We start from the raw sequence: 13,410 nt of genomic DNA on the forward strand, positions 1-13,410 counted from the left end.
AGTTCTGGCGCCACACAGACTAGCCCAATTATTTCTTTACACAACAGACTTCTGAAGCAGAATTAGAATAATTCCTGGCCCAACACAAAGTATTTACCAACTGGATCTGTTCTATCGTGTTGCACCTGATGCTTAGCAACAACGGGTTGACCACGAGTATGGACAGAGTTCTTGCCCGTGAAATGGCGACATTCAGGCGGTTCTTGCTATAAAGAAATTCGATGCGGCGAGGCAAATATTCACCGCTTGATGTAGTCATCGAGACTATGACAACCTCGGATTCCTGTCCCTGAAACTTGTCCACCGTCCCAACTCTTGCCCCTTTCGGCAATACCCGCTTTAACAGATTCACCTGCATGTTGTACGGCGCAACCACCATGATGTTTTCAAGCGTGATGGGCTGTTCGTTGCCGTTCCGGTCCCGATACGACTGGCGAACTAGACTGGCCACCATCTCTTTGATCAGATCGCCCTCTTCCTGGCTTTTCTGGGAACAGCCATCATGATCTATCGGAACGAAACTTACTCCCGATGGCTTGAGACACTCATGAGCTTGCGAATTCAATAGAAGGCGCTGGTTCTGATTGTGTTCTTCAGGCTTCAATCTGGAGTCATAAACCGCTTCTGAAATAAACTGACAAACGTCCTGACGCATTCGCCACGTGACATCCAGAAACACCCCTCTGTCTGGTTTAATGGTAGCCTCTCCGTCGAGCAGATATTCCAGGGTTGATTCACCTGACCTCCCAGGATGCGTTCCCTGAATCGGCTGCCCAAGTTGCATCTGATCACCGAGGAGAACAATATTTTTAGCTGAGAGGCCCATTGCTACGAGGTTTGCAAGTGAGACCTGGCCCGCTTCATCCACGAATAGGAAATCCAGGTTTTGATCCATGCCGGCGAAAAGCCACGCCGTTCCCGCCACCAAATGAGCCTTGGACTCATAGATTTCCTTGTTGCTCGTAACATCTCCTATGAATTTGCCCTGGAACCACGAACTTTTGTTGTCAGAAGATTTTTTAAGACCTTCGAATTGTAGACCGATTTCTTCCGCTCGCAACTCAACGTGTTTCAAAAGATTGTTTATCGCCTTGTGACTATTGGAAGAGACCCCTACTCTGTATCCTCTGCGCAGTAGTTCAGCTATGATGTGAGACCCTGTGTAGGTCTTGCCCGTTCCCGGAGGGCCTTGAATGAACAGATAGCTTTTACGAAGTCCGGCTACAGCCTCAATAATTTCCTTGAGATCAGGCTCCTGAGGGTCGACAATAGGCTGCCCCGGAGAGTGGTGGGTTATACTCGGTATCGATCTGTTCAGGATGGACTCAAGAGCCTCATAGCGTTTGTCCCCACTAATTATGCTGTCCGCAAACCTGAACACAGCCTTGGTCAATGAACCGGTCCTGATCGGGCCACCTGTTGAGACGGAAAGTCTTTCCGGTGGCGCCTCTCCAGAATCGGACTCTACCTGGACTAGTCGTTCATTTTCGTCAATACGAACTATCCTGAATTCTTCCTTGAAGGCGCCGGCGCACACACACTTGTCACCTTCCCCAAGTTTGAACTCCTGCTCCGGATATTGATAAACAACCCCTCCACCGTTCGGGTCTAATTTCTTTCGGCCCCTGGCCAGAGTCATTCCTCCGATACACTCCGGGTCGTCGATCAGGTCTTCATCCGCCATCTCCATCCTTGAAAAAATGGACCACCACGCCGGCTTTTCGCAACGTCGATGAAAGTCCAGTAAATAGAAAACCAGTTCACGAAAAACCCTATCTTCTGGATTGATGGTGTGGTCTTTAAGCAAGTAAGTTCGGTATGACTCGAGTGTTGCTTCCAGTTTAATCTGACGGTCGGATTTTGAACGGGTCTTTTTATCGTCCCCTGGCTGGGTTTGATTCATCCATGGCAAATCTGACGGTCGAAAAGTAAGTAGCCATTCCCTGAGAAGATAAGTGGAACGGCAATCCTCATGGTTGTATTCGGCGATCTCGTCGAGAATTTTTTTATCCCCTGTTTGCAGCCACCGATTATAGAAGACGATGCTCGACATAGCGTTCTTGACGTCGCCTGAACGCTTTTCCGCATAAAACGTTTCGAGATTTTTTATCGAGTACCTTGGTTCTGACACACGGACGCTTTCCCTGACTACTTTGTAAAGGTCCACGAGTTTGCGTCGGCGGAGCAGGTCATCCACCTGGGCTTCTCTTATCCCGTGCAGACACATGAGCCGTTTCAGGGCGGATTCTTCATAACTGGCGTAATGGTAAATGTGGGCGGATGGATATTTTTTTAACCGCTGAGCCACAAAATCCATGAACGCTTCAAACGCTTTTCTTTCTTCATCCCGATTGTGGGCCCAAAACTTCTGAAACTTGGGCTCGTCTCCATCGCGATAATACACCCCGAAAAGGTATTCCAGGCCGTTTAATTCAAGCGGATCACCCTCCATATCAAAGAAGAGATCACCAGGGTCGGGCTTTGGCAGTCGATAAAACCCTCGAATACCATCGGGATCCAGTGGGAGCAGTTCTAACTCATTGGCCCCTGTGGCTCGCTTCCTGGTTTGCAAATAAGCCTGATGACGAAGCTTAATCAGGGTATCTGCAGCCAGCTTTTGTATTTTTACATGGTCGTCATGTTCAGCCAGTTGCGCCAGAGTGTGAATCCCGGCTGAGCGCAATTTCTTTATCTGGATTTTTGTAATATTGGCTACCTGGTTGAGGTGATCATCCTTTTGCCATTGATCTTCACAAAGACCACGCCATCGGCACATATCACAGTGTTCGTTCGCTTCAGGGTATGTGCCCACATCCTGAGACATACAATCAAGAAAACGTTCCTTGAGTGTTTGATAGTATTGGTTGAATTGATCGACCCTGAAGTTGAGTTCAGTCTTGTCCCCCAATATAACGTGAGTCATGCGAGGTCGGAAACCCTGTAAATCGGTCAGCAAGTCCGAATAAAAACACAATTGAACGATAAAATATGTCTTGGGGTTTCCGGCCAGTTTCGTGTCCATGACCTCATAGCTAAAACTGCCTAAATTTGAGGGCATATGGGCTTTTCGAAGAAAATCCGGATGTCCGTATAGGTTGTTTTTGAACAGCGTTCCCTGAAAGATTATGTCGGCTCCCGTCTTCATGGCTTCGAGCGTGGCCGCAGCCTTGTCGTGAAGCGTTCCCCCAACTTCCGACAGGTACATCAGGTTTATCCCGCCATCCGCCAGTTTTTGCAGGTAGGACTGTTCGTGTTCAAAGCCCTTGTTCTGAAATAGTTGCGCCTCGTCGGTATCTGGAGTCCGGGGAAGAGGTGTAGTGAGATTAATCTTGTCCAGCGCCGTCAGATGTTCACATTCAAGAAAATTGCAGAGATCCGTGGCGGAAAACAGGATGTTATTGTCTATTATTCTCAATTTATGAACTTATACCGCCGGCTTGCCTAAGGGAAGCCGGCGCCTGCCTCACTCATTGATCACCCCACGGATCCTGCATCGTCACAATTTTTTCCCCATGTCACAAGAATTCTTGCTGTCATTGCTTACCGGAGAGCGACTTCATGCCTAAAGTTTCGATCAGCCGATTAATATCGGTTGTCTTAAGATTCATCCCTCCCTCTGACACCGGAAGCAGCATAATACGCTTTCCCTGAATCGCCTCTGCGATTCTCAGCTTTACAATCGCTTCACCGCCCGGACCGGCGAGAGCGTTGTTCATTTCCTGGATCCCCTTCGATTCGGCAATGCCTTCCGCCTTGATGGCCTTTGCAATAAGCTGCTGCTTTTCCTGGTAAACATCCACTCTAATTTTGTCCTTTTGGTATTGGCCATCGGCGTCGGCAACCATCTTGTTGACTTCTCCCCGGGCCTCCTCGAGTTTACGCTTATATTGTTCACGGGCGGCGTGCTGAGCGGATTTGTTTTTCTCGACCTGCTGATCAGCCACTTTTTTGTCCTCAATGGCCTTTGTATATTCGGGGTTGAAACGATAGTCATTCGTCATTACTTTTTCCACGACGATGCCCATGGGCCCCAGGATTTGCTGAAGCGCTTCCTTGGCCTTGTTGGACTGAGTCTCCCGGGCTTCGGCCACGTAGAAAGACTCTGTCTTCAGCTCGCCAAAAATGTCCCGAGGTTTGCTCCTGGCGACAGTTCGAACAATTTTATCCCGCAAGGTTGAATCGTCGCTCGCCACATACTGAAGAATATAGGGAGCTTTGTTCGCATCGATGCGATAGGCTATGACAACATCAAGACTTATGTCATTGCCGTCTACGGTTTTGAACACGAGATCGTCCTGAGTTTTACGGTCACCCCTGGTTTTGGAATACGTCATCTCCAGGTTCTGCAGCTTAGTGTCAAAAACATTCCAGTCATTGACAAACGGCAGGAAGAAGTACGTGGCGCCTGGAGGGTAGACCCGATCCTCAACCCCATTTTCGCCGAAAAAAGCCAGTTTGTGGGTTCGGACACCAACCTCCGTCGCCCCGGTAGTATGGGGAACACAGCCGGCCAGGGAAACCATGAGCAACCCTATAAACGCCGATACAAGGAGCTTCATTGGGCGCCTCCTTTGCGAACGTCAAATAATTGTAGGGCGTTATTCAGGTTCAACGGGTTGACCGCATGCGGACCGTCGCTGGGCAGCACGATGACATCCAGTCCCTTGTAAGCGTCCGCCATTTTTAATCCCACCATGCGCTCGGACCCAATCCCTTTCAACGCTTCATTTTTCAGACGCTCCCGTTCCGCTTCCGCCAGTTTCACGAGAAGGTCGGCCTCGGCTGTCATCTTGCGAACGTAAAGATCCTTTTCGGCAATCTTACGGGTGACATAGGCGTTGCCCTTTTCCATTTCGACGGCGGAGATGACCATCCCCTCCTGAGTGATTTTCTTCAATTCAGCCTCTTCTTTGGCCGCCCTGGCCTGCGCCCGATTGGTGAACACCATTTGATCCTGAAGCTTCTTTTCCTCTATGTTTTTCTGGATCTCCTGACTGTACTTGAAATAACGTATGAGTACCTGGTCCACTTCGATTCCTTTCGAATTCAACTCGTGGTTGAGCATATCCTTGGCCTCTTCCGTTTTCTGGACCCTGATCGGGCTATTATAAAAATCTTCAGTGGTCAACTTTCCCAGGGTTTCTTTCAGGGCCGGCTCGGCCTTGGGGATGATACCGTTGTCTTCGAAAAGGGTTCCTGGACCGATGGTGGTAAAAACGAGGTAGGGATCCTTTATGTGATAAAGAATCGACACGTCTATGTCGACGAAAAAGCCATCCGAGGTCTGAATATGCGCTGCCCGGTCTTTTCTGGCGTCTTTTGCCGCGGTTCCGGGAGAGTTGGTCAACTCCAGCACCTGGATACCTTTGGGAAGCCGGAACATCTGCTGCAACCCAAATGGCAGTATAAAAGAAAGACCCGCATGATAAACTTCTTTATGAACGCCTGGGCTTATACCGACTCGAACCACTTTGATCCCGTACTCATAGGGTCGCACGTAAACGAAGAAGAAGTTGTAGAAGATAATTACGAGCGCTACCACAGCGACGAGTATCGTCAGTGGCCCTCCAACCCCGAACTTTATATGGGGCAGCCTGAAGCGATCCTTAAATTTAGCTTCCAAGGCCGATTTCAGCCTAATCAGGTCGTTATCCATGGTTCCAGTGTCCTTTATAAAACTAGTGATCGTCTATAACGTTTCGGGAAAGTCGCTTATGATTTGTAAAACCAGGGCGCTTGTGGTTGTATCTCTGTTTAATCTTGAGAACCGCACTCCATTCCTATCATGTTTCAAATGAATTGTCCCGCGCGGGAAAGGCGCCTCTCATTTAAATGACCGGAAACCGAGAATTATCGTCTTTAATATTTTCATAATGTTACAAAAACATGATAGGCTCAGGTTTCTTATAAACAGAGTTTACTGATCTTAGCGAGGGAGGAACCGGACATAGCGGTAGGTGGCTGTTTGCCGTCCTTTTCGTAAATTAATATGGTTTCTTCAATTATATTACACAATTCAGGGCAACTACCTATGAAACAACCGTCTTCGTCCGACCATTCAACTATCTTGAGATATTTGTCGCCTCTACTCATTTCTTACGAATCTCCCAGAATGTGATACCGCTTTTAATCCACATCTTCAATACTATGACGTCGGATTTGAGCAGAGAATTGCCGGCAATTGACGTTATATGTATTAGTGTGTATAATAGGTGCAATGGATAGCAGGCGTATCATACAGATGCTTATCGCCGACGGATGGTACCAGGTGGCCCACGAAGGGGACCACCTTCAGTTCAAACACCCTGATAAATCCGGGCGTGTGACACTTCCGCATCCGGTCAAAGACATTCCCGAAGGAACATTAGGGAGCATACGAAGGCAGTCCGGACTTACCCTACGCGAAAAATTCAAGTCACTGAAAAGAGGGAAAGAATAACATGTTGACCTACATTGCGCTGGTTCGAAAGGAAAAAAATAGTGGCTTTGGAGTTGACTTCCCAGATTTTCCAGGCTGTATCACAGTGGGTAACACTTTGGAAGAAGCCTACAGAAAGGCCTCAGAGGCATTACGGTTTCATATCAAAGGGATGCTCGCCGATGGAGAATTTATCCCTGGACCAAGGTCGCTGACTGATATACTCGAAGACCCGGAGAATGCAGGCGCTACGCCGTTCCTGGTACCCATCCCAAACATCAAGACTAAGAGAATCAATGTTACAATGCCCGAATCCGACCTGGAGGAAATAGACGCTTACGCCCGGAAACGTAAAATGTCTCGATCCGCCTTCCTGCTCGAAGCGGCGAAGCGTTCAATGGTGGCAGAGGCTCGGGTGGAATAATCTGCGGCAGTTATCCGGAATTTCCGGATAACTGAATTGGCCTGTAACTCTCCTTCTTCAAAAATGCGCATAATGTGCTCATTAATTGTCCGAACATCCTTTTTGAAAAAGTTCCGCCATTACTTTTTGGCGAAGCAGACGGTTTCATCCATCAAACGAACTTCGTTATGTAAACTTTGAGAGCCAGGGAGAAATCTTTTTGCCACAAAGGCGCTAGTACCCAAATCCCTGAGGCGGCTAATCAATACGAATAGACTCCAGAAGAGTAACATACTATTATAAGAGCAATGCGAAAGGCTAGACGGCATGAAACCACCGAAACCGTTTCGGGGCTGCAAAGCATCTGTGAACTAGAAATCAGGCTCGATGTTGACGGTATTTTTGGTCGTTCCGGGAGGATGTCTATGCATAGTGAAATTGAAAAGGTTCTCGATGAGGTAAAACGCCGTATAGTTCCCAAATTCCACCCTCAACGTATCATCCTCTTTGGGTCGTACGCCGAAGGGCGCCCCGGACCGGACAGTGATCTAGATCTGCTGATCGTAATGGAAGTCGAAGGCTCAACACGACAGAAAGCTAACGAAATAGATATGCTGCTGGCGGACCGAAGCGTCCCCATGGACGTAATCGTGCTCACCCCGGAACAATACGAACGGCAGAAAAACATTGCCGGGTCAATTGCCCGACAGGTCGAACGGGAGGGAAAGGTCATCTATGAGCACGCGGCCTGAGATTGCCGCTGAAGTCCGGCGCTGGGTGGAAAAATATCTAAAGGCCCTCCTGATCTTCCGTGGCATTGATTTCCCGAGAACCTATTGACGAAAGCGAAGTTAGATCAGCGTTTGAGATGGCAAAAAATATACGGAGTGTTATCCGCCCCCTATTGGAATCGGTGGTGGGGGTAAAAGAGGGGGAATAAATTTTTCGACATGCAGCAAACTAAACTGTTTTTGTCTCTAACAGTATAATTCGTTTATTGCAGTAGTATCTTACGAATATCGCTTAAAAAATCATTTGCAACAAAATAATTCAATTACGTGTGTCCTTATTTGACACACGTCGGGGGGATAATCCGACCATCATGACGAAAAATAGCCCGGAACGATGGCTCAGATCAGGGAATTTTTCACCGAAATTAAAGTTGGCGCTAGGCAGGCTCATTCCAATATGACGCTCTACCAACCACTTTCTGCCGGTGAAGCGGTAGCGGATTCTCTTACCGTGGACATCGCTCTGGCGACAGGGGCCTTTAGTATTAGGGAATTGTACGGGGACCGCTCAGCCTTGGAATCAAGGGTTGTGAACAAATCCGGACAGTATCCGCTTTTCATGGATCTGGGAGGACTATCGCCTTTCAGCCCATTTCGGAGAAGCCCTCATTGAGAAGCCAGAATCAATTACCGTGGCGTTCCTCAGGGCGACAGTTTTTGACTTGAAAGGTAGCTCTACAATATGGCAGTTTATAAAAGCTTAGTGAAAAATCAGTCATACCCCTTGCTATAATTTGTTGGGGCTAACTTTGTCTAAGACAGGGTACGTGCGCGATTCTGAGAATTACAAAAAATCGTGAACCTGGAGTGGTCCGCAGATGAAAATCATGGACAACATCAATTCTTTGCTTGGCGACGATCTGAAGGCTTCCATCCACCCCAAGGCCAAATTGAAAGGGGTGGAATCGGCTATTGAATTTGAACATACGCCAAATAGCGCCATTGACCCTGAAGATATAATCGCTTGGCTGGTTACTCAGCCGAACGCCAATGGCACTTTATATTTGGCAAATGTGGTGCGACAGTACATGCATGCACTCCGTGCCGCACCAGCGAAACTACAAATTCCTGTCGCATTTGATGTCAGGAGCGTTTTCACTTGCCATACACCTGATGAACTGCATGCCTATTGGGACATTTTCAGAACTGCGCCAAACTATAAGCAAGTGAACAAGAGCGCTTCAGGTATGTTCTCTGCTGGTATGGGCTGCTACATGAGATATCTGCAACATCTATCAGATGAACTCAACATGGAAAAGCCGGATGTTGTTCAGTTGATTGAACGTCACAATTTGCAGCATGTAGACACACGGAATTCAGGCGGCGCATTATGGGTGATTGGCGGTAGAGAACTCTCGTCCACAATGCTGAAACTCCGGGACTCTGGTTTTCCTTTTACTTTCAAGCTTGGCGGTGGGCGAAGCAGTGGTTACAGAGATGCTTGGTGGTATAAATCTTCAGGAACGGTTAGCAGGCAAAAGTCCGAAGAATCGGAAGAAGCCCAGCCCGTCTATAAGAAGCCGAAAGATATCACGAATTCGGCACAGTGCGTTGACTTCGCTCGCCCAGAACTCTGCGCCCAAACCCGTCCGCTGACTTGTATCATCAAGGGGAAAGCCGTAGTTCCGAGCAAGCAGAATTGGACGCAGTTACTTGTAGCCATAACAGAGTGGTTTTTAGCTGAAGGCAACCCGAACCTTGAGTCGTTAGACAGCAAGTCGTTGTATGGCAGCAAGACATTCTTTTTGCCGACCAAAGCAGAAGTCGGGACTTGCTCCCTGCTCTCAAATGGTATGTGGATTTACACCAACTACAACCCGCAGACAGTCGTCAGAATTATCAGGAATCTTTGCCAAAACTGTGGTGTAAACTTGGATGATATCATTATCACCTATAAGCCTAAATACGGCAAACCCGCTCAGTCGGTGGAAAAGTATACACGCCCCGCTAATGTTTTTCCCGCTGCACCGCCAAGAACTGCGCTTGACTCTAAAGTTATCAAAAAGCTGACTGATGTTCTTTCGGCGCATTTCGGCAATGGATACAGGCTGAACTCCCCCATTGAGTTGGAGCGTTTTAGGTCTTTTGCCGTAGAGGATTTTGGCGAGGAAATCGTGCTGCCTCACCAGGAACTGAAAAGATACATTTCAGCTTGCGGAATTACCTATGACAACAAGGTATATGCTGTGTCTGCAGAGACTGAAGAGCGAATCAAAGAATTGGTAGACAAATACTTCTCGGACGGAGCCCGAGCTATCTTCTTTGCCGAATTCTACGATAAGAACGAGAACTGGCTGTTCGGGGCAAGAGTGGTCTCCGAGGGTATGCTCATCGACATTCTCCGTAGGTTGTTCCCGAAACTGTCGTTCACGCAGACCTATTTCGGCTACACGGACGCTTCCGTCTTTGTCGCTCTGGAGGGCGAGATCCTCCGCGTGTGGGCTGATGATGTACTGCTGACCTACAGCCAACTTGCCGAGCGGTTGCGGTACATACCCCTTGAAAGGATTAAGTCCGTCCTCGGTCAAACCGGCGACTTCATTTGGAGCAGCGTGGAGACCTTCTCACACGTCAGCCGAATTGAAATCACCGATGAAGAGCGGAAAGTAATCCGAGAAGCCGCCGTGCGGGAATGCAAGGCGTGCGGCTATACCTCGATTATAGATTTGCCCTTAGGTGAAATCGTGGAACGCAACTATCAACTTTCCATTACGGCATTTCATGATGCAGTTTACCGCCTTTGCCTGTCGGACAAGTTCGAAAAAAAAGGCAAAATCGTCTCGCTCAAAGGTGATGTTTTTGATGCCTTGACCATAATGAAGAAATACTGCCGAACCATCGACAAATGCTCGCTTGACGACCTGCTGACCTACGAGAAAGAACTAACGGGGGAAGTTCACCGTTGGATTCCGATGGATGCGGGCAACACCATTCTGGTTCGCATTGACAAAAACGCATATGTGGCGGACAGATATGTTCACTTCAACGCCGACACAATTGATGAAGCAATCGGGCTGTTTGTTAAGGGAGATTATCTTCCGCTTAAATCTTTTACCACATTTGGGGTGTTCCCCCACTGCGGTCAGACGTGGAATTTGTTTCTGCTTGAGAGCTACTGCCGTCGCTTTAGTCGGAAGTTTCGGTTTGATACACCATCGGTTAACTCGCGGAACGCCGGCGCGGTTATCCGCAAAAGCTGTGGCATGGACTACACCGAGATTATGACCGATGCTGTTGCAAAGGCCGACGTTCCCTTAAAGGACACCGCCGTGGGCAAGTTCCTGTATGAGAACGGCTATACGGGCAGAAGCACAACCGCAAGAGCTAATGAAATTATCGACAAGGCGAAGGCCATGCGCAAAAGGATGAATTGAAGATGTATTCGTACACCTACGACAAGAAAACGGGCGGGATACTTCTTAATTCCTCGCCAACCGGGTTCTCCAAAGAACCCCGCCCGGTTTACGCGTCAGAATTGGACGTGCTGGGCTTTGATAAGTATTGGGAGTACGACAGGCAGGCTGACCGACCCTATATGTGGGCGGAAGCGAACAACTACTATTATCGCGGGACGCACGTTGCAAAGCTGAAAGGGGGCAATATCTACACCGCCCCTGAGATTATCATTCCAAGCGGCGAGGACGGCAAACCGATAATGCCGGAACCTAAAGGCCTATCGCTTCGCCCCGTTGACATAGGGGCTGTGGTGGAAGCAAACCGAGAGATGCTTGAAATCATCGAGCAGACCACGGTCAAGAAAATACTGGCTGTTTACACCAAGCACAAAGACAGGCTCGACTGCTTTCACGTGGCGTTCTCGGGCGGTAAGGACAGTTGTGTCCTGCTCGATCTCGTCAAGAAAGCGCTGCCCAAAGGCAGCTTCGTGGTGGTATTCGGCGACACGGGCATGGAATTCCCAGACACCTACGAGGTCATCGAAAAGACCAAGCAGCAATGTGCCGCAGACGGGATACCGTTTTTTATTGCCAAGTCACATCTCAACCCAAAAGAATCGTGGAAGTTATTCGGCCCCCCATCGCGTGTGCTCCGCTGGTGCTGTTCGGTGCATAAAAGTGCACCTCAGACGTTGAAGCTGCGAAAGATTACGGGCAAAGATGACTATACGGGATTGGCTTTTGTCGGCGTTCGAGCGCAGGAAAGTGCAACACGATCCGACTATGATTATTTTAACGACGGCAAAAAGACAAAAGGTCAATTGAGCCACAATTCGATACTCGAATGGACTTCAGCTGAGGTGTGGCTATATATGTACGCTAACAATGTGACGCTAAATGAAGCGTACAAAAAAGGTAGCGCAAGAGTCGGTTGCATTTGCTGCCCAATGGGAGGTGGTAAATCGGGATATATTGAGTACGAAAACTACACTGACCATGTAAGCGGTTACTTTGAAATGATAAAGCACGCAAACGGAAGACGAAATGTCAATGTTGATGAATACGTCAAAAACTTCGGTTGGAGTGCTCGCAAGAACGGACGCGACTTAGCCAACAATCCGAACCATTGCTCTGAACGAATCGAGAACGGGTATTTGACCATTGAAGTTGATAATGCGACTTCCGACTGGCGAGAATGGATAAAAACGATAGATATCGATAAGAATAGCTATACCATTCAAGGAACTAAGACAGGCTATGTCGCCAGGCTAAGAGAAGAAGTTATAAAACAGAACCCTTTGCTCGGCAGGCTGTTTCGGCAGGTGTTTCATAAAGCCGCTTGTTGCAAGGGCTGCAAAGTCTGCGAAGCCAACTGTTTGAATGGAGCATTGCAGTTCGCAGGAGACAAGGTCCACATTAACAGCTGTGTCCGATGTCAAAAGTGCCACGCAATCGACAGTGGTTGCTTACTGTATCACTCATTGCGTCACCCGCAAGGAGGAGTAAACCCTATGAAAAGCCTTAACACCATGTCTAACCACGCCCCTAAAACTGAATGGTTGGCGGCATTCTTTGAGAAAGGAAACGAATTTTTCTCGGAGCATAATTTGGGACCGGAGCAGATTTCGTTTTTCAAACGTCTGTTGAAAGACGCTGGTCTCTCCGAGAAAAATCAGATAACTCCATTTGGTGAGTTAATCTCATCGCTGGGGTGGGATTCCGATGTGTCATTAGGGCTTATCCTCCTTAATCTGGTATCCGAAAACCCACAAGTTAAATGGTATGTTGCCAACCTCGACATAGGCAGGTTGTATGCTCGAAAGGAAGTGGAGGAAATGCTGGTTGTTTTCGATGTGAAACCGCCGGTTGCCAAATCCATCTGTGGTGCATTCAAGCGCCTGACAGCAACCCCATTCGGCACCGTTCTCCGTTGGGGTCACGTCACCGATGATGGCGATCTCGTTCGCACGAAATGCTCGGTGAGCGAACCGCGCGTGGTGCTGTACGGCCTGTTCAAGTTTGCGGAGAAGTGTAATGACTATAAGGAGTTCACGCTTGCCACGCTCCTGAATGACAGCATCGAACGTGACGGCATCAGCCCCACCCGTATCCTCGGGCTTGACCGAGACAATATTACGCCGCTCCTTTTGGGGCTGTCGGCAAAGTACCCTGAGTTCATAACAGCATCGTTCACGCACGACCTTGAAAAGATAACGCTGGCAGAGGACAAATCGTCCCAAGATGTACTCGACCTGTTCAAGGGAGATGCAGCAAATGGCTAACAACAGCAATGGTCTAGCGAATTAGGACAGTTGAACGCGACTTTTAAGTGCAAGCTGCTTGTTCATGCCGCTGCTCTCTGTTGGGGTGGGTAACCCCAGTAAACTTCATAAGGTGTTCTTC

10 protein-coding genes are annotated in these 13,410 nt (G+C 48.5%); 6 read left to right on the plus strand and 4 right to left on the minus strand.

The genetic code is table 11. The annotated features are described in order from the left end of the window. Window positions 1–28: 28 nt before the first annotated feature. The 4 genes from WC647_01390 to WC647_01405 all read right to left on the minus strand — a co-directional run bounded on the left by WC647_01390 (window position 29) and on the right by WC647_01405 (window position 6,093). Window positions 29–3,415 (minus strand): TM0106 family RecB-like putative nuclease, encoded by a 3,387-nt coding sequence (locus tag WC647_01390; GenBank protein ID MFA6220946.1) that lies wholly within the window; start codon window positions 3,413–3,415, stop codon window positions 29–31. A 118-nt stretch (window positions 3,416–3,533) separates the two neighbouring features. Beyond that, window positions 3,534–4,559, minus strand: a complete 1,026-nt coding sequence (locus tag WC647_01395) for an SPFH domain-containing protein (protein MFA6220947.1) — start codon at window positions 4,557–4,559, stop codon at window positions 3,534–3,536. Beyond that, the gene (locus WC647_01400) at window positions 4,556–5,656 is read right to left on the minus strand and encodes an SPFH domain-containing protein (protein ID MFA6220948.1); all 1,101 of its coding nucleotides are present in this window, start codon (window positions 5,654–5,656) and stop codon (window positions 4,556–4,558) included. Before WC647_01400 ends, WC647_01395 begins: the two co-directional genes overlap by 4 nt. 248 nt (window positions 5,657–5,904) lie before the next feature. Next, window positions 5,905–6,093, minus strand: coding sequence for a hypothetical protein (locus tag WC647_01405; protein ID MFA6220949.1), 189 nt, complete (start codon window positions 6,091–6,093; stop codon window positions 5,905–5,907). Between the two features lie 124 nt (window positions 6,094–6,217). Here WC647_01405 and WC647_01410 point away from each other — a divergent pair, with 124 nt between their 5' ends. From WC647_01410 to WC647_01435, 6 genes are all read left to right on the plus strand, one after another. Next, entirely contained in the window at window positions 6,218–6,439 is a 222-nt protein-coding gene (locus WC647_01410; protein ID MFA6220950.1) for a type II toxin-antitoxin system HicA family toxin, read from the plus strand. Between the two features lies 1 nt (window position 6,440). After that, a complete protein-coding gene (locus WC647_01415) occupies window positions 6,441–6,842 on the plus strand; it encodes a type II toxin-antitoxin system HicB family antitoxin (GenBank protein ID MFA6220951.1) in 402 nt (133 codons plus the stop codon). A gap of 404 nt (window positions 6,843–7,246) precedes the next feature. Then, window positions 7,247–7,573 (plus strand): nucleotidyltransferase domain-containing protein, encoded by a 327-nt coding sequence (locus WC647_01420; protein ID MFA6220952.1) that lies wholly within the window; start codon window positions 7,247–7,249, stop codon window positions 7,571–7,573. A 373-nt stretch (window positions 7,574–7,946) separates the two neighbouring features. Continuing rightward, window positions 7,947–8,225: a hypothetical protein gene (locus tag WC647_01425; protein ID MFA6220953.1), complete on the plus strand. Its 279-nt coding sequence runs from the start codon at window positions 7,947–7,949 to the stop codon at window positions 8,223–8,225. A 205-nt stretch (window positions 8,226–8,430) separates the two neighbouring features. Further along, the gene (locus WC647_01430) at window positions 8,431–10,986 is read left to right on the plus strand and encodes a hypothetical protein (protein ID MFA6220954.1); all 2,556 of its coding nucleotides are present in this window, start codon (window positions 8,431–8,433) and stop codon (window positions 10,984–10,986) included. 2 nt (window positions 10,987–10,988) lie between these two features. Continuing rightward, entirely contained in the window at window positions 10,989–13,289 is a 2,301-nt protein-coding gene (locus WC647_01435; GenBank protein MFA6220955.1) for a phosphoadenosine phosphosulfate reductase family protein, read from the plus strand. The last annotated feature ends 121 nt before the right edge of the window (window positions 13,290–13,410 follow it).

It is taken from the genome of Desulfomonilaceae bacterium, from assembly GCA_041662605.1.
Lineage (GTDB): Bacteria > Desulfobacterota > Desulfomonilia > Desulfomonilales > Desulfomonilaceae > CAJBEZ01.